Annotated in this window: 19 protein-coding genes; 9 read left to right on the plus strand and 10 right to left on the minus strand. The window is 57.3% G+C overall.

All coding sequences use genetic code 11. The annotated features are described in order from the left end of the window. A partial coding sequence (locus GIW69_RS14860) for a hypothetical protein (protein ID WP_236483432.1) occupies positions 1–181 on the plus strand: 181 nt, incomplete at its 5' end. Positions 182–198: 17 nt separating this feature from the next. On the opposite strand, the gene GIW69_RS14865 is transcribed toward GIW69_RS14860, so the two are convergent. Next, the gene (locus tag GIW69_RS14865) at positions 199–1173 is read right to left on the minus strand and encodes a hypothetical protein (protein ID WP_236483433.1); all 975 of its coding nucleotides are present in this window, start codon (positions 1171–1173) and stop codon (positions 199–201) included. Between the two features lie 143 nt (positions 1174–1316). On the opposite strand from GIW69_RS14865, the gene GIW69_RS14870 reads away from it, so the two are divergent. Continuing rightward, a complete protein-coding gene (locus GIW69_RS14870; RefSeq protein ID WP_236483434.1) occupies positions 1317–2186 on the plus strand; it encodes a LysR family transcriptional regulator in 870 nt (289 codons plus the stop codon). A 58-nt stretch (positions 2187–2244) separates the two neighbouring features. Here GIW69_RS14870 and GIW69_RS14875 read toward each other — a convergent pair whose 3' ends face one another. From GIW69_RS14875 to GIW69_RS14895, 5 genes are all read right to left on the minus strand, one after another. After that, positions 2245–2685, minus strand: a complete 441-nt coding sequence (locus tag GIW69_RS14875) for a thiol-disulfide oxidoreductase DCC family protein (protein ID WP_236483435.1) — start codon at positions 2683–2685, stop codon at positions 2245–2247. A 61-nt stretch (positions 2686–2746) separates the two neighbouring features. Beyond that, positions 2747–4078 carry an amidohydrolase gene (locus GIW69_RS14880; RefSeq protein ID WP_236483436.1) on the minus strand — a complete coding sequence of 444 codons (1332 nt, stop codon included), beginning with the start codon at positions 4076–4078 and terminating at the stop codon, positions 2747–2749. A 141-nt stretch (positions 4079–4219) separates the two neighbouring features. Next, positions 4220–5191 carry an MBL fold metallo-hydrolase gene (locus tag GIW69_RS14885; protein ID WP_236483437.1) on the minus strand — a complete coding sequence of 324 codons (972 nt, stop codon included), beginning with the start codon at positions 5189–5191 and terminating at the stop codon, positions 4220–4222. A gap of 42 nt (positions 5192–5233) precedes the next feature. Then, positions 5234–6436 carry an FAD-dependent oxidoreductase gene (locus GIW69_RS14890; protein ID WP_236483438.1) on the minus strand — a complete coding sequence of 401 codons (1203 nt, stop codon included), beginning with the start codon at positions 6434–6436 and terminating at the stop codon, positions 5234–5236. Positions 6437–6625: 189 nt separating this feature from the next. After that, positions 6626–7024 (minus strand): response regulator, encoded by a 399-nt coding sequence (locus GIW69_RS14895; protein ID WP_236483439.1) that lies wholly within the window; start codon positions 7022–7024, stop codon positions 6626–6628. Positions 7025–7355: 331 nt separating this feature from the next. On the opposite strand from GIW69_RS14895, the gene GIW69_RS14900 reads away from it, so the two are divergent. From GIW69_RS14900 to GIW69_RS14915, 4 genes are all read left to right on the plus strand, one after another. Continuing rightward, entirely contained in the window at positions 7356–8288 is a 933-nt protein-coding gene (locus GIW69_RS14900) for a LysR family transcriptional regulator (protein ID WP_236483440.1), read from the plus strand. A 224-nt stretch (positions 8289–8512) separates the two neighbouring features. After that, complete coding sequence (locus GIW69_RS14905) at positions 8513–13987, plus strand: ATP-binding sensor histidine kinase (RefSeq protein ID WP_236483441.1); 5475 nt, start codon at positions 8513–8515, stop codon at positions 13985–13987. 100 nt (positions 13988–14087) lie between these two features. Continuing rightward, a complete protein-coding gene (locus tag GIW69_RS14910) occupies positions 14088–14654 on the plus strand; it encodes a lecithin retinol acyltransferase family protein (RefSeq protein ID WP_236483442.1) in 567 nt (188 codons plus the stop codon). A gap of 92 nt (positions 14655–14746) precedes the next feature. Continuing rightward, the gene (locus tag GIW69_RS14915) at positions 14747–15400 is read left to right on the plus strand and encodes a response regulator transcription factor (protein WP_236483507.1); all 654 of its coding nucleotides are present in this window, start codon (positions 14747–14749) and stop codon (positions 15398–15400) included. Positions 15401–15410: 10 nt separating this feature from the next. Here the strand turns inward: GIW69_RS14915 and GIW69_RS14920 are convergent, their stop codons facing one another. From GIW69_RS14920 to GIW69_RS14935, 4 genes are all read right to left on the minus strand, one after another. Beyond that, positions 15411–15668: a hypothetical protein gene (locus GIW69_RS14920; RefSeq protein ID WP_236483443.1), complete on the minus strand. Its 258-nt coding sequence runs from the start codon at positions 15666–15668 to the stop codon at positions 15411–15413. A 59-nt stretch (positions 15669–15727) separates the two neighbouring features. Then, a complete protein-coding gene (locus tag GIW69_RS14925; RefSeq protein ID WP_236483444.1) occupies positions 15728–16402 on the minus strand; it encodes a DUF3313 domain-containing protein in 675 nt (224 codons plus the stop codon). Between the two features lie 52 nt (positions 16403–16454). Beyond that, positions 16455–17723: an outer membrane protein transport protein gene (locus GIW69_RS14930; protein WP_236483445.1), complete on the minus strand. Its 1269-nt coding sequence runs from the start codon at positions 17721–17723 to the stop codon at positions 16455–16457. Between the two features lie 72 nt (positions 17724–17795). Next, positions 17796–19412 (minus strand): arylsulfatase, encoded by a 1617-nt coding sequence (locus GIW69_RS14935; RefSeq protein WP_236483446.1) that lies wholly within the window; start codon positions 19410–19412, stop codon positions 17796–17798. 365 nt (positions 19413–19777) lie between these two features. On the opposite strand from GIW69_RS14935, the gene GIW69_RS14940 reads away from it, so the two are divergent. From GIW69_RS14940 to benB, 3 genes are all read left to right on the plus strand, one after another. Further along, positions 19778–20734 (plus strand): AraC family transcriptional regulator, encoded by a 957-nt coding sequence (locus GIW69_RS14940; RefSeq protein ID WP_236483447.1) that lies wholly within the window; start codon positions 19778–19780, stop codon positions 20732–20734. Positions 20735–21034: 300 nt separating this feature from the next. Further along, positions 21035–22393: a benzoate 1,2-dioxygenase large subunit gene (benA, locus tag GIW69_RS14945; protein WP_236483448.1), complete on the plus strand. Its 1359-nt coding sequence runs from the start codon at positions 21035–21037 to the stop codon at positions 22391–22393. Continuing rightward, positions 22390–22878, plus strand: a complete 489-nt coding sequence (gene benB, locus GIW69_RS14950; RefSeq protein ID WP_236483449.1) for a benzoate 1,2-dioxygenase small subunit — start codon at positions 22390–22392, stop codon at positions 22876–22878. Before benA ends, benB begins: the two co-directional genes overlap by 4 nt. The last annotated feature ends 47 nt before the right edge of the window (positions 22879–22925 follow it).

Below are 22925 nucleotides of genomic sequence, written 5' to 3' on the forward strand. Positions count from 1 at the left end.
CTTGCGGGTTTGCTTGCGCTTGCCAGCGTACTCGGCGTCGGCGAAGGTCATCTGCTTCATCGGGAAACTCGGTGGGTGGGGTCGCGGTATTTTGCCAAATCAGAAAGTCTTTTTCAGAGTTTCCTTAGGTATACCGATCAGCCTGCTGCTCGGTTGTAAAGCGCTAATCGGTAATATTTAGACGGCTATAGAACTGTCCTATGAGATCAGAGCGTAATGCAGGCCCGCAAATGCATTTCCAACCCTTTCGTTGTAATTAAGCATGATTGCTTTAAGTCTTCCGGGCTTGAATGTTATATCCACCGTACTGCCGAATGCTTGTACCGCGGCTAACGCATGCAAGCCATGTTTGTATTCCACTTCCCCTGAATGGCCCATGACATATCCCTTGGCGTTACGCAGACTTTGTGAGTTTGCGCTCAATGAAGGATTAAGGGAGATCAGTTTTTCCTCTATGTATTGAGCGAAAAAATTGTATTCCCGACCATTCCAAAGCTCCGAGGCGATAGAAACCATCATCGCATCCATGATTGAATTTTTATGTTCCTCCGAATTCAAAGCCGCCTTATGTTTTGCTACTCCCGTATCGTAAAGAAATTCTGAAAAGTCGTTGCATTCACGAACCTTGTACTGATCGTCAACCCAAGCTGTCGCGCCAAACGCTGCGGTGATGTAGCCATACATACCGTCGTGACCTGTATGACCTAGCCCAAAATCATCTTTTGCCACTTCATGCATATGCGCCATGACGCGGTGGTAACCCAACTGTTTTTCCGCAGACAAAGAAATCGCATCTGCGGATAGCCGCATGATAATTTTCGCGGAAACCAAACTGGTAGTTCTATGGGTTTCATTCCACCCATTGAAGAATTTCAAAATTGCCGCGTCTGCTGCAGATTTTTCCAGAAGCACTTTGAATGTATTTTCGCAGTGTAACTGAGCTTCTTGGGTGATCGGATGGCTAAGCACTTCAGACAGCGCGATCTGAATTTCGTCGATGTGAGTAATATGCGCTGACATTGGCTGCCTCCGGTCGTTGTTGAATATCGCTCGACCGGGAATCTTTAATTTTCGTATATAGTTTGGCAGCGCCTTGACAAAAATCTCACCAAATTCTTGCATGGTCTTGTATTCAACTCGCTCGTATCGAACTTGCGGCAATGCTGAACTCATGATTTGCCTCCTTCCTTAAAGACTGGTCAAGATTATTCGGTTGTAATGCCTTAATGATCTCCAATCTGGAAAGTTATACGAGTTGAATGCTCGCATCAACTGACTTATACTCACTCCACCATTCACTTTTAGTGAGCAATGACATGGAGTTGTCTCAGTTAAAGATGTTTAAAGTCGTAGCCGACCAGGGAAGCATTATTCGTGCTTCCGAGCTATTGCACTGCGTTCCATCTAACATTACAAATAGAATAAAGCTTTTAGAGAGCGAGCTTGGCGTCTCGTTATTTATAAGAAAAGGCAGGGGGTTGATAATCAGCCCTTCCGGGCGGTTGTTTTTAAGCTATGTTAACAACATCCTGTCCTTGTGTGAGGAATCAAAAAGAGCGCTGGATCCTGGCGCTGCGCCGTCGGGAAACTTGAAAATTGGCGCTATAGAGTCATCCGCCACAGGCCGGATGCCAAAGCTGTTGTCAAACTTTCACCAACTTTATCCTTCTGTGCAAATGCAGTTCAGCACGGGCGATTGGCTGCAATTATCAAACGATGTAGCCAGTCATGAACTTGACGGAGCAGTCATTGCTGTCAGACCCGAACATCCGGATCTGGAAAGTACCGAGATTTACAAGGAAGAGTTGGTGTTGATCGCCTCTTCGATAGCCGGGCGGATAGATAAGCCGCAGGATCTGAGTGGCGTCGATATATTCATGTGGCCTGAAGGATGTCCTTACCGGAAGGCGTTGGTGAGTTGGCTGGGGAAGCATGGAGTATCAAGCACCATCACAAACATAGCCAGTTATGGCACCATCATTGGCTGTGTAAGTTCCGGGGCAGGCGTTTCGTTAGTTCCGAAAGGTATATTTGAGCAGTTTGGGCAGCTCGGAAGTATCAATGGGTATATGTTTGAAGACTTACAGCCTGTTCAAAATTATTTTATATCAAACAGGAATGTGGGCGCTCACCGTGCAAGAGACAAGTTTTCCGAGCTGCTCATAGAGAGTTTCAGGCAGCTGTGATGCTGCTTCTAAAATGGCCCAGACCGAATGCGGTAGTAATGCGTATAGCTAATGACCTCTAAAGAAAGCGTTCTTCATGATCAGAATTCGGCACCAGACAACTGTCGTATCGTCCAAAAAGCCGATAGCGGTTGAGCGCAATGCGGTCATAAACCCAATCCCGAACCCAACGCGGAAACACCCGCAAAAGTCGAAGTGGAAACCAGCGCCCGGGCAGCAGTGCAATGATTTCCAGAAACCCATCCGACCGTTCCCAACACTCCCGATCCCGAATCACCGCAATCGTCTCAAACTCATCCAACGGCAATCCCGCCCAAGCCAGCAACGTCTGCCCCTCAGGCGACTGCACCGCCGCCAACCGCAGCCGTTTCTCCCGGTCATGCCGGATTAAAAACCGCACCATCCCATTGCACAACTTACACACCCCATCAAACAACACTACGGTTTCCCCCGGCTTCAGCAACGGTGCAGGCGTGGGACGCGTTCGAGTGGCTGGCATAGGCGTGGTTCCTGTCCGGGGCTGTCATGTGTGTTCATCAAAACGCCCAACCCCCAACAGCTCAACCTTGGTGATTCGGCCCGCGATAGTTAAGCACAAACTGCACATGCGCCTTCACGCCGGTCGCGAGCGTTGCGTCGTCGGCGGTGAAGTAGGGGCTGTGGTTGTTCGGCGCTTTGCTCATGTCCTGATCCTCTGGCGTGGCGCCGAGGAATACGAACAGCCCGGGCACTTTTTGTGCGTAGTAGGAGAAGTCTTCGCTCGGCGACAGGGACGCGTCGAGGCGTTCAACCTTGCCCGGCGCTGCCAGTTCAAGGGCCGGGATCATGGCTTCGGTCAGTGTCGGGTTGTTGATGGTGACGGGGTTGTTGTTGATGAGCAGCAGGTTGGCTTCGGTTTCGTAGGCGGTGGCGATGCCGTTGACCAGGGGTGGCATTTTTTTCAGGATCGCGGCGCGGATGTCGGCGTTGTTGGTGCGGATGGTGCCGGTCATTTCGACGGTTTCGGGGATGATGTTGCTGGCCGATCCGGCGTTGAGGGTGCCGACGCTGATGACGCCCATGCCTTTGGTGAGGTCGATGCGGCGGCTGACGAGGGTTTGCAAACCGCCGATGATGCCTTGGCTGGCGACGATGGGGTCGACGCCGCTCCAGGGTGCGGAGCCGTGGGTTTGGTGGCCTTTTACGGTGATGCGGAATGAGTCGCTGCTGTTGAGCACGGTGCCGGATTTGTAATAGAGGTGGCCGGTCGGGTAGCCCGCCATGACGTGTACGCCGAACACGGCTTCGACTTTTGGCTTGTCGAGCGCGCCGTCGCGGATCATGGCTTGGGCGCCGATCAGGGTGTCGTTCTGGAATTCGTCGACATCGGCCGCGCCTTCTTCGGCGGGCTGGAACAGGAACACCACGGTGCCGCGAATCTGGTCACGGTGGTCGGCGAGCACTTTGGCGGCGCCGAGCAACATGGCGGTGTGGGTGTCGTGGCCGCAGGCGTGCATCACCGGCACGTTTTTGCCCAGGCGCACGCCGGTGGCCTGGCTGGCAAAGGGCAGGTCGGTCATCTCTTTCACCGGCAGCGCGTCCATGTCCGCACGCAGCGCAACGACCGGGCCGGGCAGCCCGCCCTTGAGCACGCCGACGACACCGGTTTTGCCGACCTGCGTGCGTACTTCGATGTTCGAGGCTTTGAGGCGTTCGGCGACCAGCGCGGCGGTCTTGAACTCCATGTTGCCGAGTTCCGGGTGCTGGTGGATGGTGTGGCGCAGGTCGATAACGTCCGGGTTGACCGCGGTGACGGCGGCGTCGACCCAGTTGGCGTCAGCGGCGTGGCTGGCGGTGGCGATGAGGGTGGACAGAATGGCGAGGCAGAGCGGGGCTTTGTCGAGGCGGATCAAGGCGGGTTCTCTCTTATGGTTTTATGGGGCACCAAATGGTTGCCGCGGCTCAAGGGTAAGCCGCGGCGATGAGAGCACAAGGGCAAATGGCCGTTAATCGCACGGCTTTTGTGTGCAGCGGTTGAAAGTGTGAACGCGCTGTCAGTAGTCCCAGAACGCCGCGACCCAACGGAAGGTATCGCCGTTGATTGCTACTCTGCCAACGGACGGGAAGGGCAGGTGGGTGGCGACCAGCAGTTCACCGCTGGCGGCGGCCTCTTGCATCAGGCGCACCCGAACGCGGATTGATTCCTCAGGGTCATGTTCGAAACCGTTGTGCCACTCAGGATGATCGAAGGCGACCGGGAACAGCGCGTCGCCCGCGAAGGTCAGGCGCTCGCCGCCGGAGTTCACGTACACAACGCAGTGCCCCGGCGTATGGCCGCCAGTGCGTTTAGCGGTCACGCCCGGTGCCACTTCGTACTCTTCGTCGAAGAGGCACAGCTTGCTGTGAAAGGCTTCGATGAACTGTTCGGCGGTGGAGCGCAGCACTTCTGGCACCGGCTCGGGCATGGTGGTGAGGGAAAAGTCCGGCGACTTCCAGAATTCGACTTCAGTGGCCGCGACGTGAATGCGCACGTCAGGACGCAGGCGATTCTTCACGTCATCGACGAGCAACCCGCCGATGTGATCCATGTGCATGTGGGTGATGACCACGTCGGTCACGTCTTCGAGTTCGATGCCGGCCGCCTTCAAACGCTTGGGGAATTGCCCGGCGCGCGGGAAGCCCGGAAATTGCCCGCCGAGTCCGGCGTCGACGAGGATTGTCTGTTCGCCGCTGCGCACCACCAGCACGTTCAGCGCCCAGTCGAAGGCGTCCGGCCCCAGGTACATATTTTTGAACCACGCAGCGCGGGTGGCGGGCTCGGCGTTGGTCGACATGGTTGAGGTCGGTAACGGCAGCACGCCGTCGCTGACCACCAGCACATCAATGTCGCCGATCCGCACGGCGTAGCGAGAAGGCACCAGATCTTCGAAACCGGGCGCGCCGGCAATCGGTTTGTTGTGCAGGCTCAGGTCTGAGGATTGTTGGGTGTTTGTTGTTTGGGCGAAGTGGTTCAAATGCACGGCCATGGTCATTCTCCAAAGGCTAGGGACAGGAATCTCAAACGGATGTCAGGCCACCGGAATCATCGGGTTGGCTGCGGCCAGTGCCGTGGCGCGGTCGGCGGCCGGCGGATAGATCCACACGCTGTTGATTTGTGACTTGAGTTCCTTGGCCTCTTCCCCGACCAGTTTCAGCTGGCGATCCCAGCCTTCGGTGTACACTGCGCCCCAGTTGCCCAGATCCAGGCAAGTGACATATTTGGGTTGGCGATAAGGCGTCGGCGCGACTCCGAGTAGGTCTGCCGCAACGTTGTTGCCGGCGTGTCGTCCCAGGCAGATCGCGTGCTGGCAGGACATCGCGGCGAAATTACCGAGGTCATCGGTGGCGGCATAGGCGACATCGCCTGCGGCGTAGACGTGCTCCTGACCCAACACCTTGAGGTTTTGATCGACATGCAAGCGACCGAGGGCATCGCGGGCACTGGTCATTTGTTCCGTCAGAGGGCTGGCGCGGAAGCCAACGGTCCAGATCACGGTCTGGCTTTCGATATGACGGCCGTCGGCGAGGGTGACGCCGTTGGCATCAATCGCCATGACACTGGCGTCGACAACCCACTCGATGCCCAAATGCTCGCAGGCCTCGATGATCGATGGACGGATGCCGTCACCCATGGACGCGCCGATGGCCGGGGAACGGTCAACGATGATCACGCGGATTTCCTGATGCCCACCGAGCGCGGCGCGCAAGCGGGCGGGCATTTCGGTGCCGGTTTCTATGCCGGTGAAACCGCCGCCCACGACCACTACAGTGTTACGAGCGGCGCTGGCCGGGCGATTTTTGAGTTCGTCGAGGTGTTTTTCCAGACGCGTGGCGGCCTCGATCTGATCGACATCAAAAGCAAATTCTTCAAGGCCCGGCACTTTCGGACGACTCAATTGACTGCCTGCCGCCAGAATCAACCGGTCGTAGCTCAATGTGCTCCAGCGCCCGGTCTCGTCTCGATAACCTACGGTTCGCGCCAGCTCATCGATACGCTCGGCGCTGCCCTGGACGAAACGCACACCGACGGTATCGAACAGCGCATCCAGCGGCGCAAACATGGTGTGAACGTCGCTCTCGTAGAAGCGTGGGCGGATGCGCAGTTGTGCTTGCGGTGCGAGCAGGGTGATTTCGACGTCGTTGCGATTGTGTTGATCCAGAAGGCGAGCGGCACTCAACGCACTCCACACGCCACCGAACCCAGCACCAATAACCAGAATTTGCTGTTTCATCAGTTGTTCCTCAAAAGATTTTCAAATGTTCTTGAAGTTGTCTTTGGGTTAGTTTCAGCAGGTCGCCCGCTGTCAACTGATGGTATGGCCAGGGTCTTTGATGCGCACTTCTACGTCGGTTCATAAAAACCATACGTCAGTGCCAGGAATGTAAACCAAAGTTTATAAGTCGGGGCAGTGAGGTTTGAATCAAATGTCAGTGGTGGAATGCAGGGCGGTTTTGACGAAGTTCAACAGTCTATCCGGGTCACAGGGTTTGGGCAGATAGGCCATCAGGGCAGGCGAATCGGTGAGCATCGGCGGAAAGGCTTCGGGATATGCCGTAATGAACAGGGTCGGGAGATGAATGCCCATCCGGACTAATTGCTTGTGCAGTTCCAGGCCATTCATCCCGGGCATCTGGATATCGGAAATCAGGCAATCAGTTTGTCGCGCACCGTTGGTTTCGAGAAACTCCGAAGCACTGCAATAAGTCTGGACTTTATAACCGCTGGATCGCAGCAGGCTTTTGATGGCGGAGCGTACGGAGTCATCGTCATCGACGATTGAGGTAACGACGGTGTGGCGTGTTTGTATAGGTTGATTCATTGGGGCTACCCATGAAGAATTCTGCCTTCACTACAACATACCCGTTGTGAATTGGGGAAGAATCATACTTATGTATGGTTTTCTAAGACCAACGCTTGGCGGCACTGATTAAACCCCATTAAATCAAGCCGTTCGAACTTTACTGCGCATGAAATATCCTTCGATCCAGCATACAAAAGTACGAGAAAACGCAACCAACGGATGCGCCTCTTGAACCTAGGTACAAGTGACGTGTTGGCGTGAGTTTGCAAAGCTTGTACTCCCTGCTGCCCGCCTGAAAAAAACGGGTAGCGCCTTGGTCTTGCGGTCTGGTAACTGGACGGTGAACGTGATGAACAGAAATGATTTGCGGCGAGCCGACATCAGTCTTCTGATTGTCTTCGAAACAGTAATGCGCGAACGCAACGTGACCCGCGCCGGTGAACGACTTTTCCTGTGCCAGGCGACAATCAGCAGTGCTTTGGGAAGACTGCGTTCGATGTTCAATGATCCACTGTTCATCCGCACGGGCAGGGTGATGGAGCCGACGGCGCGTGCGGCCGAAATCCACGCACGGCTGACTCCGGCGCTGGATGGCATTGCAACCGCGCTCAGTTGCACTCAGGCATTCGACCCGATGACCTGCGACGAAACTTTTCATGTAGGGCTTTCCGATGACGTCGAATATGCGCTGCTTCCGGCCCTCATGAGGCACCTGCGTGATGAGGCGCCCAACATCACGCTGGTTGTGCGAAGGGTTGATCATCGGCAATTGCCACACTTGTTGACCTCTGGCGACATTTCGGTAGGCATAAGCTTTGCCAATGAACTGCCGGCCAGCGCTCATTGCAAGCGACTGCGGTCGATGCAGCCGATGCTATTGCGCGCCGATGCGGATTCCCATGTGCTGGATCTGGACGCCTTTTGTCGGCGGCCTCATGTGGTGGTGTCGTCGATGGGTAATGTCATCGACGACGTCGATCATGCCTTGGGTCTGGTGGAGCGTCAGCGCAAGGTCGTCCTCGGCGTTGCGCAATTCAGTGCCTTACCCGGATTGCTGGCCGGCAGCGACATGATTGCGATCGTGCCGGATTACGTCGCCACGGCGATGGCGCGAATGGAAGGCATGCGTGCCGAGTTCGCACCGTTGTCGCTACCGACGTCGGACGTGTCGATGGCGTGGCGTGGAGCGACCCACAACGATCCGCGGGAAAGCTGGTTGCGCGGACGCTTTGCTCGATACCTCGGGGTCGCGCCCATCGCGGGTTTTGCTGCCAGTGCTTGACCCTCAAACCAGTGTCGGGCGGGTAGAGTCCGGTTGCGCGGGATCCACGAATTTGCAGCGATGGCGGCGCAAACCGCGAATCATCGGGCACTTGGTCACGACGAACAGCAGAATACGTTTCAGCAAAGATCAATGGCGACCCACCAGCGCCGAGTCACCACAACCCCCTGATCCGAAGCTAGGCTACAAGCTGACAATACGTTCCCGCACCAATGGATAACGATATGCAGATACTGTGGAACGATGGTGAGCGCACCTTCTGTCGGGAAGTGCGCACGGGTGTGGCTGGCGAGCGCAATGTCCTCGTCGCACGACCGACCGCCGAGCAGCCCCTTCCCGCATGCCTTGGACGGTTCGCCCATGAGTTTGCCCTGCGGGACGAACTGGATCGCGACTGGGCCGTGCTCCCGCTTGAGATGGAGCGGGAAAACGGGCAGATCAGCCTGCTGCTGGAAGATTGCGGCGGCACACCATTGATGCAGTTGCTGGTGGCCCCCATGCAGACGCCGACGTTCTTGCACCTGGCCATCCGCATCGTGCAGGCATTGGCAAAGCTGCATCAGCGCGGTTTGGTACACAAGGACATCAAACCCTCGCACATTCTAGTGAATTGCGCTGACGGGCAGGCTCGGCTGACCGGATTCGGCCTGGCGTCGTGGTTGCCACGGGAACGACAGCCGCTCGATACCATGGCCGGGACACTGGCGTATATGGCGCCCGAACAGACCGGGCGCATGAATCGCTCGATCGATTCGCGCAGCGATCTGTATTCCTTCGGCGTCACGCTTTACGAGATGCTCACGGCGTCGTTGCCGTTCCTGGCCAAAGATCCGATTGAATGGGTGCATTGCCACATCGCCAAAAAACCCCAACCGCCGGGCGAACGGGTTGAAACCGTGCCCGCCATGCTGTGCGCGATCGTCATGAAACTGCTGGCCAAAACTGCCGAGGAACGCTACCAGACGGCCGCCAGTGTCGAGCATGATCTGCAGCGATGCCTCGCGGATTGGGAGCGCTGCGGTCATATCGATGAGTTTGTGTTGGGCGAGCAGGGCTCGTCCGATCGGCTAATGATTCCGGAAAGACTTTACGGGCGCGAGAACGAGGTGAGCACCCTGATTTGCGCATTCGACCGGATCATTAAGAGCAGCGCACCTGAACTCATGCTGGTCAGCGGTTACTCCGGAATCGGCAAGTCCTCCGTGGTTAACGAGTTGCACAAGGCGCTGGTGCCGCCACGCGGAATTTTCGCCACGGGCAAGTTCGATCAATACCGACGAGACATTCCTTATGCGACGTTGGTGCAGGCATTCCAAAGCCTGGTGCGCACACTCCTTGGCAAGAACGACGCCGAACTGGCGCACTGGCGAGAAGCTTTGCATAACGCGCTCGATATCCACGCAGGCTTGATGACCGACCTGATTCCGGAGCTGAAGCTGATTATCGGCGATCCGCCCCCTTTGCAGCCTCTGGAGCCGCAACAGGCGCAGCGTCGTTTTCTGCTGGTGTTTCGACGTTTCATCGGTGTATTTGCCCGGGCCGAGCATCCGCTGGCGTTGTTTCTCGATGACCTGCAGTGGATCGATGCGGCCACCCTCGATTTGCTGGAAGACCTGCTGACCAGTTCAGATGTGCGCCATCTCATGCTGGTGGGGGCTTACCGCAGCAATGAAGTGGATGCCACGCACCCACTGACGCGCAAGCTTTACGCCATTCGAGCAGCAGGAGGGCGGGTTGATGAAATCACCCTGGCGCCGCTTGCCAAAATCCACATCGAGCGGTTGATTGCGGATGCGCTCGGTGATGCGCTTGTACGTATCGAGCCCTTGGCACAGTTGGTGCTGGAAAAAACTGCGGGCAATCCTTTTTTTGTCATCCAGTTTCTGCAGACGCTCGCGGACGAGCAATTGCTGACCTTCGACCATAAGGCATTGCGCTGGAGCTGGAGCGAGGAACGCATTCATGCCAAGGGCTACACGGACAACATTGTGGATCTGATGGTTGGCAAACTGACCCGATTACCGACTGAAACGCAACATGCACTGCAGCAACTGGCCTGCCTGGGCAGCGTTGCTGGTACCAGAGCACTCGCAACCGTTCTGGGCCTGGCCCCCGCGCAGATCCACGTCGTCATGTGGCAAGCCATCCGCCAGGAACTGGTGCAGCGGCTTGAAGATGCCTACGGCTTTGTACATGACCGCATTCATGAAGCGGCCTACTCGCTGATTCCCGGCACGGCCCGTGCCGAGGCTCACCTGCGAATCGGTCGGTTGCTGGCGGCGCAGACGCCTGAACAGGAACGTGAGGAGGTGATTTTCGATATCGTCGGCCAGCTCAACAGTGGTGCCGTGCTGATCATCGACCCTGCCGAGCGGGAACAACTGGCGGCGTTCAATCTGTTGGCCGGTCGACGGGCCAAGACATCGACGGCCTATGCATCGGCGCTCAATTATCTCGCCATGGGCTCGCGGTTGCTGGACGACGACAGTTGGGCCCGCCTGCACGAGCTGAACTTTCAGCTGGAGTTGAACCGTGCCGAATGCGAGCTGCTGACCGGGCAATTACCGGCTGCTGACAAACGCCTGACGGCACTGTTGGCGCATGCCACGACGACCATCGAGCGAGGTAATGTCGCGTGTCTTCTGATGGATGATTATTTGCTGATGGATCGTAGCGACGGCGCCGTTTCCGTTTGTCTGGATTACTTGCGTCATGTCGGCATCGAATGGTCTGCCCGCCCGAGTGATCAGGAGGTACGCGAGGAATATGACCGTATCTGGACGTTGTTGGGCGATCGTTCCATCGAAGACCTTATTGATTTGCCGCTGATTGAAGACACCGTCTCGGTAATGACCCTCAGCGCCCTGAGCAAGCTTTTCCCACCCGCATTGCAATCGGACGCGAACCTGGCGTGCCTGTCGATCTGCAAAGCCATCACGCTTTGCCTGGAACGAGGCAATTGCGATGCGTCGTGTGTTCATTACGCCAATGCGTTCAGAGTCGCCGGGCGGCGGTTTGGCGACTACCAGGCCGGTTTCCGGTTCGGCCAATTGGGGTGCGATCTGGTGGATAAGCGCGGCCTGAATCAGTTCGAAGCGAGTACCTATCTGTGCTTCTCGAATTTCGCCGTACGCTGGATGCGACCTGTAGCGCAATGTCGCGAGTTGCTGCGCCGCTCGTTTACCGCCGCTAATCGAATCGGCGATTTGCCTTATGGCGCGTATGCCGGTAATGCCTTTACTTCTGACTTCCTGTTCGCTGGCGAGCCATTGTCCGAAGTACAAGACGTGGCGGAGCGTGGTATGGCTTATGCCAGAAAGGTTCGGTTCGGGCTGGTCACCGATTTCATCGGTACGCAATTGGCGATCATCCGGATGTTGCGGGGTTCGACGCCGGTTTTTGGTTGTTTTGATAGCAGTGAGTTTGACGAGTCGACCACCGAGCAACACCTGTCCAGTAATCCGGATCTGGCATTGGCCGAATGTTGGTACTGGGTGCGCAAACTTCAGGCGCGCTACATGGCCGACGATCCCGGTGCGGCGATGCAAGCCGCCGCTAAAGCCCAGCGTTTGCTGTGGACGTCCTATCTGTTTTTTGAAGAAGCCGAGTTTTGCTTCTATGACGCACTGGCGCGTGCCCGCTGGTGCGACAGCCTATTGGTGGCCGAGCGTGCGCCGCACTTGCTTGCCATGGCGGCAAATCATCGCCAGCTTCAAATGTGGGCCGAGCAATGTCCGGAAAATTTTGCCAGCCGTGCTGCGTTGGTCGAGGCGGAGATTGCGCGCGTGGATGGGCGGTTGATTGACGCCGAAATGCTTTACGAACAAGCCATCCACGCCGCGCAGAAGTCTGGTTTCGTGCATGTCGAGGCGCTGGCCAACGAACTCGCCTCGCGTTTTTACGCGGCGCGTGGCCTCGGCAAAGTAGCCAGTGTCTACTTGCAAGATGCGCGCTATGGCTACCAGCGCTGGGGCGCGGACGGCAAAGTGCGGCAGCTTGAAATGCGCTATCCGTCACTCAGAAACGAACCGCCCGCACCCGGCGCGACGACGACGATGATCGCTTCAGTGGAACACCTTGATCTGGCGACGGTGATAAAGGTTTCGCAAGCGTTGTCGGGCGAAATCGTTCTGGAAAAACTCATCGACATCATCATGCGCACTGCCATTGAACAGGCGGGGGCCGAACGTGGGGTGTTGATCCTTTCGGACGCCAATGAACATCGCATCGCCGCACAAGTGACAACCGGTAGCGACGCCATGCAATTGCGCGACATGCCCATGACCTCGGCATTACTGCCTGAATCACTGCTCTACCATGTCTTGCGCAGCGGCGAGAGTGTTTTCCTGGATGACGCCCTGCACGAATCCGCGTTTTCCGAAGATCCTTACATCCGACGCAACCAGGCCCGTTCGGTGCTTTGCCTGCCACTGATGAATCAGGGCAAGCAGGGCGGGGCTTTGTATCTGGAAAACAATCTGGCGGCGCGTGTCTTCAGCCCGACCCGGATTGCAGTATTGAAACTGGTGGCTTCGCAGGCGGCCATTTCGCTTGAAAACGCGCGCTTGTACCGCGAAGTCGCAGAGCGTGAAAGCAAGATCCGGCGATTGGTGGACGCCAATATCATCGGGATCCTCGTTTGGGACGCTAACGGTGACATCCGCGAGGCCAATGACGCATTCCTGCGAATGGTCGGCTACGAGCGCGAAGATCTGGTCTCGGGTCGCCTGCGCTGGAAAGACCTGACCACACCGCAGTACCGTGAAATTAGTGAGCACTACCTGGCCAAGGCCGTACAGACAGGTTATGCCCAGCCGTACGAGAAGGAATATTTGCGCAAGGATGGCAGTCGGTTGCCGGTGATCGTCGGTCTCGCCATGTTTGAGTCCAGCGGCAAGGAAGGTGTGGCGTTCGTACTGGATTTGAGCGAACGCAAGCAGGCGGAAGAAAAAATCCGCGAAAGCGAGCGGCGCTACCGAGAAGTGCAAACCGAATTGGCGCACGCGAACCGTGTCGCAACCATGGGCCAGCTCGTGGCATCGATTGCCCACGAAGTCAATCAACCGATTGCGGCATCGATCCTCAACGCTAATGCCGCGTTGCGCTGGATGAGCATTCAGCCGCCGGAAATCGAAGAGGTTCGCACAGTGCTCGGCAGCCTTATCAAAGACGCCAATCGTGCTGCCGATATTCTGGGCCGAATCCGTCGCCATATCCGCAAAGCCCCTCCGCAAAAAGGGCCAGTCAATATCAATGTGGCGATTGAGGAAATGATCGAGTTCAGCCGTGGCCAGATCACCAAGCTTGGAACGGTGGTGCAGATGCTGCTGGAACGCGATTTGCCATTGATAGAAGGTGACCGTGTCGAACTGCAACAGGTGCTGCTCAACCTCATCATGAATGCGCTTGAGGCGATGGGTGCTGAACACGAATGCGAACCTCGGCTGCTCATCAGTACCTCGCTGGATGATGACGGTGACGTGCTGGTCAGCGTAAGCGATTCAGGGCCGGGGTTTGCGACTGAAAACATCGAGCAGATGTTTGCGTCTTTTTACACCACCAAACCCACTGGATTAGGCATGGGCTTGTCGATATGTCGTTCAATCATCGAGGCTCACGGCGGCCACTTGTGGGCAAGTGCCAACATGCCATGCGGTGCGACCGTTCAATTCACACTGCCCGTTAATACTTTGGTTTAGAGAGTGCATATCAACGGTCATTTAAAGTAGTCGTGTGTACAAATGAAGTTCCACAGCGCGGGCGATACATTACTCGTCAAGGGTTGTGGAGGTTTTTATCATGAACACGCTCGCAAACAAGTTGATGAAGGCAGTGGCCGTTTTGCATGTGCCGCGAACGGCATTGAATGTTGGCGGGTATTTGAGTACATGCCTGTACGCATGTTGCAAGTGCGCCTGTGGCCGCATCATCCCGGCGGTACCATCATCAATGCTGGCGGAAATGAACCCTGTCGACTTTCCTGTCGGAGCGCATCTGATGACGCCTCGACCGTTTTATGTTCACCACGGGATCTATCTCGGGCGCGGAAAGGTGGCGCATTATTCGGGTTTTAGCGGCTCTTTCACGGCGGGCCCTGTCGAAGTGACCACTGTTGGACAATTTGCCAACGGTAAGCCGGTCTGGCTGAAAGAGGAGTTTGGTGAATATTCAAACGAGGACATTGCCTTGCGTGCGCGATCACGTATAGGTGAAAGTCAGTACCGTATCTTTTCCAACAACTGCGAGCACTTCTGTAGTTGGTGCATCAATGGAACCAGTTGTAGCGCTCAAGTCCGGTCGCTTGTGTATTACCCTTGTTATTTATTTTTACTAATCTGGGTATTGGACTTAACGGTGTTCGCATAAATGTTTCGTGGGCGGTCTACATTTCTTACTTCGTCCATGAGAGGAGGAAGTGCTGTGTTACACTTTTTTCCATTTGACGGAAGGGCTTGTGCATGAGCAGTCATTCACCATCCGGTGAGCAGGCGGGTAAGGGGTCGATGGTCTTCGTAGTGGATGATGATGCCTCCATGCGCGAGGCCTTGAGCAACCTGTTGCGTTCCGCCGGTATTCAGGTCGAAACGTTCGCATCAACGGCAGAGTTTCTTCAGCATGCGAAAACCGACGGCGCGAGCTGTCTGGTGCTGGACGTAAGACTGCAAGGCAGCAGCGGACTGGAATTTCAAAGCCAACTGGCCAAATCCAATACCAATATTCCAATTATTTTTATCACCGGACATGGCGACATCGAAATGTCGGTCAAGGCGATGAAGGCCGGCGCGGTAGACTTCTTGGCCAAACCGTTTCGTGAGCAGGATCTTTTGGATGCAGTGTCAGCTGCGCTTCAGGCCGACGTTCGGCGCCGCGAAATCGAGGCGCAGTTCTCCGATCTGAATGCCCTTTTCCAGACGCTGACCGTGCGCGAGAAAGAGGTCATGGGCCTGGCCGTCAAAGGGCTGATGAACAAGCAGATCGCCGGCCAGATGAATCTCAGTGAAATCACCGTAAAAATCCATCGAGGGCATGCCATGAAAAAAATGCAGGCCAAATCGTTTGCCGATCTGGTGCGCATGGCCGAGGCACTGGGCGAGCGTCTTCATCAAACCTGAAGTGACCTCATCACCGCTTACACTGCGCCAACACCACTTTGCACGTCGACGGCGTCCCTCCGGATCGCCCGGCGTAACGCGCGCAGTTGTTCAGGGATTTCTGCTGCGCGATGCCCAAGGTCGAACCCCACGCCAAGCCACCTTCGCCCGCCGTCGGTAGCGCTTTGGCGTAGCAGTTCGAGCCTGCCACCGGGGTTGCCTTGCTCGCGCATCCGGCCATCGACAGGCAGAGGGCGAGCAGGGCACATGAGCAGCACGTTCTAATCATTACGGATCTTCTATCTCCAAAAGCAGGCCTGCATTAAACCCGACAATGGCGGCCGGTCGTTAACGGATAAACGCCTGGAGATCCGCCCCCAACTTATCAATCGCCGCTTTGAAGTCTTTCGCGGTGATTTTCTGGCTGGCGTTCGACAGCTGACTGCCGAAGATTTTGCGCACCACTTTGGCGACGGTCTGGTTGTTGCTGGCGTCGATCAGTTCGGCTTCGATGAACAGCGTGGTGTCTTGATCGCGATGGCCGGTGGCGGCGCTGACGCCACCGACGACGGCGGCGACGGGGACGACTTCATACCATTTCATGCCTTCGTTCTCGGCGTTTACCCCGGTGATCGCGGCACGCAGGATCAAGGCTTTGGCGCCGGCAGGCACGGAAGTCGTCTGGGTTACGACCCGATATTTTTGACCCAGGACGCCTTTGGCCTTGCTGGTCATGTAGTTTTGGATGTCATCGAGGGTTTGGCGGTTGACGCGCTCGTTCGGTTGCGGCGCCGGGTACAACTCGAGTCGGTTGAAGACCACGGTGTCATAGGCATTCGGGTTCCACGACGGCGCGACCCAGCGCATGGCTTTTTCGCCGCTGGTGGTGGTCACTTCCTCAAGGTTGTTGTAGTTGGGCAGGAAGCCGGAATATTGCGCGCGCTCGGTGACTTTCGAGGTGCAACCGCCGAGCACGACAAGGGCCAGCGCTGTGCTGACAAACAGTTTTCGGGACAGGTTCATGGTGGTGTGTGCTCCGTGGATTCAGTCGTATTTTTTTGGGGGTGAAATGGCGTCAAAAACGCCAGGTCATGTTGCCGGTCACGGCTTGAATCCAGGCGTTGTCGAACTGACCGGAAGTTCGCGTGCCCGACGTCGATTTGGTCTGATCCACCGGCATGTCGCCGAGCCAGACGAGCGCCCAGCTGACGTTGACGTCGGTGTCTTTATTGATGGCGTAAGTGGCGCCGGTCGCCAGGCGCCAGGATTCGCCCATAGGGACGGTGAAGGTGCGATTGCCGTCGGAGACGGCGCTGCTGTCGTAGGCGATGCCGACGTTCCACAGCAGTTGTCGGGTGGCTTGATATTGGGCGCCGAGGGCCAGCTGCCAGGTGTCTTTGAAATGCGCGTCGATGGTGGTCGATTGCGCACCGACCGCTGTGGTGTCGACTTGCACGGCGATGTCGCCGAATTCCGACCAGTCCTGCCAGTTGACCGAGGCCAGCAAGGCCCACTGCGCATCGAGTTGTTGAAACAGGCTCAGGGTCGCGGTTTGCGGCACGGTCATGTCGAGTTGGGTGTCGATGCCGTCCAGCTGCCGCAGCAACGGGCCGTCGCCTTTGACGTCCAGTCCGTCCTCGAAGTCCAGATCGACTTTGCTGGTGTAGGCCAGGCCGATGCGGGTGCCGGGTTGCGGCGCGTAGATCACGCCGACGTTGGCGCCGAATCCCCAGTCGTTGTCCTTGTATTTGAACTGGCCGTCGCTACGGTCGGTCAGGCCGAACGGCGAGCGGTCGATGGCGGTCTGCGCCTGAAGCATGCCGTACATGGCTTTGACGCCGAGGCCGACCGACCACTGCTCATTGAAGCGATAGGCCACGCTGGGGACAAAAGAGAGTCCGGCGAGGCTGGCGTTCTGGGCGAAGTAACGCCCCGACCAGTTGTTGTCGTAATTGGCGGCGAGGCCAAAATCGCCGTAGTTGCCGAAGCCGACGCTCCAGTGTTCATCGAGTTGATGGCTGATGAAGAAACTGCCGCCGGGAATCGGGTCGAGCGCATTGCCGCTGCCATTGCCGGTGCCGTTGGTGTTGGCGTCGCGGTTGAAGGTCAGGTTGCCGTAGATCACTTGCAGGCCACCGGTAATTTGCGTGGCGGGCAGGTAACTCATGCCGGCCGGGTTGCTGGCGATGGTCGACGGGCCTTGCGCGCGGGCAGCCGCGCCGGCATTCGCCAAGCCAGTGTTATCGGTGCCGATTTCGTAGAGCATGATGCCGCCGGCCTGGGCTTGCGAGATGCACAAGGCAAGCAGGGTGACGGTGGGCAGGGCGCTTTTGCTGATGTTCATGGGCTGACCTCGATCAACGTGCGTCAATGAGGCGGATGGCCGAAGAAGGTCATCCGCCTTTCGCGTGACGTGTTATTTGCCCATGGCACCCCGTGCCGCTTCGATCTTGGCCTTGACCGCTTCGAGATTGAAACTCGCGCCTTTCTGCATCGGCGGATACTCGATGGCCGTTTCAGCCAGTTTCACCACCTGCTGCTGGACGAAAACGAAACGCCAGAACTGGAATTTGAACCACTCGAAATATTCCAGGGAACCGCTGGCCGCCATGTTTTCCGGCCAGCCGGCACGCTCGAACGGGTCAAGCCGCAGGTTGGTCAGGATCGGCATGTCGAGGGTGACTTTCGCGCCCAGCCAGCCGCCGGGCTGATCGATGAAGCGGTACTTGAAATCATCAATGCGAATGGCCCCGAGTGCGCTCTCGCCGAAGTAGAAGATTTCGTGCCGATTTGACGGGCCTTTGCCGGTGATCATGGGCGTCTGGTCGTAGCCGTCCAGATGAACTTTGTAGGTTCGGTCGCCCAGTTGTTTGCCTTTGAGCAGTTCAGTAGTGATGGCCGAATTACCCGCCGCAGCGACAAAAGTGGGGAACCAGTCCATGCCGGACATGATGCCGTTGCCGATGGTGTTGGGCGGCACCTGGCCGGGCCAGCGGATGATCGCCGGCACGCGGAACCCACCTTCCATCACCGTGCCTTTACCCATCGCGAACGGCGTTGTGCCGCCGTCCGGCCAAGTGAAGTTTTCCGCGCCATTGTCGGTGGTGAACACCAAGATGGTGTTGTCGGCCATGCCGTCGTTTTTCAGCTTGGTCATGACGTCGCCGACAATGTCGTCAAGTTGCGCCATACCGGCTTCCTGTTCCGACCAGCCGTTTTGTGCGTTGCGCATGCCTTCGTATTTGTCCGAAAGGTGCGTGACGATGTGCATGCGCGTCGGGTTGAGCCAGAGGAAGAACGGTTTGTTGTCCTGCTTGGCTTTGTCGACAAAAGCGAAGGCCTTGTCGCGGATTTCGTCGTCGACGGTTTTCATGCGCTCAGGATAGAGCGTGCCGGCGTCTTCGATTTTCTGTTTGCCGACCTTGCCCCAGCGCGGCATGACGGTCGCATCGTCGCTGGTGGTGGCCCAGCTGTGCACCATGTTGCGCGGGCCGATGGTGTCGAGCAGATCCTTTGGATAGTTGGGATGCGCCGGGTCTTCCATGGCGTCGAGGTGGTAGAGGTAGCCGAAGAACTCGTCGAACCCGTGCACCGTGGGCAGGAATTCGTTAAGGTCGCCCAAGTGGTTTTTGCCGAACTGGCCGGTGCTGTAGCCCATGGATTTGAGCACGGTGGCGATGGTCACCGCTTCGGCGGGAATGCCGATGGGCGAACCGGCCTGGCCGACGGTGGTCATGCCGGTGCGGATCGGCAGTTCACCGGTGATGAAATTGGCGCGCCCGGCGGTGCAACTGGCTTCGGCGTAATAATCGGTGAAGCGCATGCCTTCGGCGGCGAGCTGGTCAAGGTTGGGCGTGCGGCCGGCCATCATCCCTTGGTTGTAAACGCCGATGTTCGACCAGCCGACGTCGTCGCCCATGATCACCACGATATTGGGCGGCGGCTTATCGGCGGCGTGAGTGATGAAGGGTACCGTCAAAGCGGATAACGACAGTGAAGCAGCGAACAACGCGGACAATCTTGTCGGGTTCATGAGCAGCTCCTGCGTACTTGCGTCAGTACCGAAGACAGGCCCCCCGACCTTTCTTGGGAATCGAATCCCCGGGGTCAGAGTAGGTTGGATCCGGGGATTCGCCAGAAAATATTTCAAGCGTGGAGCCGTTGTATCACGGGCGTTACAGGGTCAGGGTCGTGATGAGTGTGATCAAAGTGTTCGATTATCGAGCGTCCAGTCTTTGGTCCAATTGTCGTTGTTGCGGCTCAGGCGTACTGTGACCAATGAAGCCGATCTTGCCAGTGATTCGTTCGCTAAGCTTCGTGACTAAACTGTGAACCTGCACTTGCCTTTGTGATCAGCGGCAGGTGACAAAAATAACGACAACATCGAGTGCCTTGCCCATGGACAGTCGCCTGCTGAGTGACCGCAGCAGCGTGTTCCTTCACGCTGATCCCTATGCCGTCTCCGATTATGTGAACCAGCATGTCGGCCAGCACTTCATCGGTCTGTCCAAAAGCTCTCGTCCCCAAGCCAGCCTCAATCACCGCAAACTCGCTGACCTGGATCTGTGCCGCATCAGCTACGGTGGCAGCGTGCGCGTTACTTCGCTGGCGCTGGAAACGGTCTATCACCTGCAAGTGCTGCTGCAAGGCAATTGCCTGTGGCGCGGGCACAAACGCGAGCATTATCTGGTGCCGGGCGAGTTGTTGGTGATCAATCCGGATGATCCGGTGGATCTGACGTATTCGGAAGATTGCGAGAAATTCATTCTGAAGGTGCCGGCGACGGTGCTCGAATCGGTGTGCGATGACCAGCGTTGGCAGCGTCCGGGCAGTGGCGTGCGGTTTTTGCGCAATCATTATCGGCTGGATGAATTGGAAGGGTTTACCAATTTGCTCGCGATGGTGTGTCTGGAGGCGGAGGCGAGCGATCCGCTGTTGCGGGTGCAAGAGCATTACGCGCAGATTGTCGGCAGCAAGTTGCTGTCGTTGATGAGCACCAACATCATCCGCGAATCCCTCAGTTCACCCAGCGTCAGTTTCGAGCGCATCCTCGATTACATCGAGCGCAACCTGAAACTCGACCTGCGCGCCGAAGACCTCGCCGCGCAGGCCAGCATGAGCCCGCGCTCGTTGTATGCGCTGTTCGAACGCCAACTCGGCGTGACGCCGCTGCAATACATCCGCCAGCGTAAGCTCGAACGCATCCACACCTGCCTCAACGACCCGAGTTGCCCGGTCAGAAACCTCACCGAACTGGCGTTGGACTACGGCTTCCTGCACCTGGGCCGATTCTCTGAAAGCTACCGTATGCAATTCGGCGAACTGCCCTCCCAAACCTTCAAACGCCGCCACTAAAAGTCAGGTCGCCATCGCGAGCAGGCTCGCTCCTACAGCGGTTCGGCGGTGTCTACAAAATTGTGTGTCCCTGCCCATAACCCTGTGGGGGCTGGCTTGCCAGCGATGAGGCCGACACATTCAACACAAATATCGCCTGAGTTGATGCCATCGCTGGCAAGCCAGACTCCTGCAGGTTTGGTTGATGTTCGTAACACCCTCTGCACAAAACGGATAACGATCTGCACGATTCGGCTATTGCCGCGCCCATCACCTCCCTAACCTGACCTGGCCTGAACAATAACAATGGAGGCCCTGGCCATGTCCCTGGGAATCGATTACTTGAATGCCATGCTCGAAGACGATCCCGAAAAAGGCGTCTACCGCTGCAAGCGGGAAATGTTCACCGATCCGCGCCTGTTCGAACTGGAGATGACGCACATCTTCGAGGGCAACTGGATCTACCTGGCGCACGAAAGCCAGATCCCGAACAAAAACGACTTCCTGACCACCACAATGGGCCGCCAGCCGATTTTCATCGCGCGTAACAAGGACGGTGAGCTCAACGCATTCCTCAACGCCTGCAGCCATCGCGGCGCCATGCTCTGCCGCCACAAGGCCGGCAACCGTTCCAGCTACACCTGCCCCTTCCACGGCTGGACGTTCAACAACAGCGGCAAACTGCTCAAGGTCAAAGATCCAAGCGCAGCCGGCTACCCAGACAGTTTCAACTGCGAAGGCTCCCATGACCTGACCAAAGTCGCCCGGTTCGAGTCCTATCGCGGTTTTCTGTTCGGCAGCCTCAACGCTGACGTGAAATCCCTCGCCGAGCACCTGGGCGAGTCCGCCAAAATCATCGACATGATCGTCGACCAGTCCCCTGAAGGTCTGGAAGTGCTGCGCGGTGCCAGCTCCTATATCTACGAAGGCAACTGGAAACTCACCGCCGAAAACGGCGCCGATGGTTATCACGTCAGCTCCGTGCACTGGAACTACGCGGCCACCCAGAACCAGCGCCAGCAACGCGAGGCCGGCGAAGAAATCAAGACCATGAGCGCCGGCAGTTGGGCCAAGGGCGGCGGCGGTTTCTATTCGTTCGACCACGGCCACTTGCTGCTCTGGACACGCTGGGCCAACCCGCAGGATCGTCCGGCCTACGAGCGTCGCGACGAACTTGCCCGGGATTTCGGCCAGGCCCGCGCCGACTGGATGATCGAGAATTCGCGCAACCTGTGCCTGTACCCGAACGTCTACCTGATGGATCAGTTCAGCTCGCAGATCCGCATCGCCCGGCCGATTTCCGTCGATAAAACCGAGATCACCATTTACTGCATTGCCCCCAAAGGCGAGAGCGCCGGCGCACGCACCCGGCGCATTCGTCAGTACGAAGATTTCTTTAACGTCAGCGGCATGGCCACGCCGGATGACCTGGAAGAATTCCGCTCCTGCCAGACCGGTTACGGTGCTGGCCGAGGCTGGAACGACATGTCCCGTGGCGCGACGCATTGGGTCGAAGGCGCTGACGCGGCGGCAGAGGAAATCGACCTCAAGCCATTGTTGTCCGGCGTGCGCACCGAAGATGAAGGGCTGTTCGTGCTGCAACACAAGTATTGGCAGGAAACCATGCTCAAGGCAGCGTCCACCGAGCCGCAGTTGATCCCCGTGGAGGACGTGCCATGAACAGCGTCTACGACACCGTGCGGGATTTTCTCTACCGCGAAGCGCGTTATCTCGATGACGGCCAGTGGGACGAATGGCTCGAACTCTACGCCGCTGACGCCAGCTTCTGGATGCCGGCCTGGGACGACAACGACCAGTTGACCGAAAATCCGCAAAGCGAAATCTCGCTGATCTGGTACGGCAACCGTGGCGGCCTTGAAGACCGGATATTCCGGATCAAGACCGAGCGCTCCAGCGCGACCATTCCTGACACCCGCACCTCGCACAACCTGAGCAACATCGAGATCGTCGAGCACAGCGAAGACCAGTGCCAAGTGCGCTTCAACTGGTACACCCTGAGCTTTCGCTACAAGACCGTCGACACGTACTTCGGCAACAGTTTCTACACCCTCGACCTGCGCGGCGAACAGCCGCTGATCAAGGCCAAGAAAGTCGTGCTGAAAAACGATTACGTCCGTCAGGTCATCGACATCTACCACATCTGATCATCGCCGTTGCGAGCCGCCGCCGACGCGTGTTCGCGGCCGGGTTT

The organism is Pseudomonas syringae (assembly GCF_021605415.1).
Lineage (GTDB): Bacteria > Pseudomonadota > Gammaproteobacteria > Pseudomonadales > Pseudomonadaceae > Aquipseudomonas > Aquipseudomonas syringae_S.

Bases quoted from the DNA above. Each gene is read 5' to 3' on its own strand.
- GIW69_RS14885 (WP_236483437.1), bottom strand. From the start codon at position 5,191: ATGGCCGTGCATTTGAACCACTTCGCCCAAACAACAAACACCCAACAA.
- GIW69_RS14865 (WP_236483433.1), bottom strand. From the start codon at position 1,173: ATGAGTTCAGCATTGCCGCAAGTTCGATACGAGCGAGTTGAATACAAG.
- GIW69_RS14925 (WP_236483444.1), bottom strand. From the start codon at position 16,402: ATGAACCTGTCCCGAAAACTGTTTGTCAGCACAGCGCTGGCCCTTGTC.
- GIW69_RS14895 (WP_236483439.1), bottom strand. From the start codon at position 7,024: ATGAATCAACCTATACAAACACGCCACACCGTCGTTACCTCAATCGTC.
- benB (WP_236483449.1), top strand. From the start codon at position 22,390: ATGAACAGCGTCTACGACACCGTGCGGGATTTTCTCTACCGCGAAGCG.
- GIW69_RS14940 (WP_236483447.1), top strand. From the start codon at position 19,778: ATGGACAGTCGCCTGCTGAGTGACCGCAGCAGCGTGTTCCTTCACGCT.
- GIW69_RS14930 (WP_236483445.1), bottom strand. From the start codon at position 17,723: ATGAACATCAGCAAAAGCGCCCTGCCCACCGTCACCCTGCTTGCCTTG.
- benA (WP_236483448.1), top strand. From the start codon at position 21,035: ATGTCCCTGGGAATCGATTACTTGAATGCCATGCTCGAAGACGATCCC.
- GIW69_RS14890 (WP_236483438.1), bottom strand. From the start codon at position 6,436: ATGAAACAGCAAATTCTGGTTATTGGTGCTGGGTTCGGTGGCGTGTGG.
- GIW69_RS14900 (WP_236483440.1), top strand. From the start codon at position 7,356: ATGAACAGAAATGATTTGCGGCGAGCCGACATCAGTCTTCTGATTGTC.
- GIW69_RS14870 (WP_236483434.1), top strand. From the start codon at position 1,317: ATGGAGTTGTCTCAGTTAAAGATGTTTAAAGTCGTAGCCGACCAGGGA.
- GIW69_RS14920 (WP_236483443.1), bottom strand. From the start codon at position 15,668: ATGATTAGAACGTGCTGCTCATGTGCCCTGCTCGCCCTCTGCCTGTCG.
- GIW69_RS14875 (WP_236483435.1), bottom strand. From the start codon at position 2,685: ATGCCAGCCACTCGAACGCGTCCCACGCCTGCACCGTTGCTGAAGCCG.
- GIW69_RS14935 (WP_236483446.1), bottom strand. From the start codon at position 19,412: ATGAACCCGACAAGATTGTCCGCGTTGTTCGCTGCTTCACTGTCGTTA.
- GIW69_RS14915 (WP_236483507.1), top strand. From the start codon at position 14,747: ATGAGCAGTCATTCACCATCCGGTGAGCAGGCGGGTAAGGGGTCGATG.
- GIW69_RS14910 (WP_236483442.1), top strand. From the start codon at position 14,088: ATGAACACGCTCGCAAACAAGTTGATGAAGGCAGTGGCCGTTTTGCAT.
- GIW69_RS14905 (WP_236483441.1), top strand. From the start codon at position 8,513: ATGCAGATACTGTGGAACGATGGTGAGCGCACCTTCTGTCGGGAAGTG.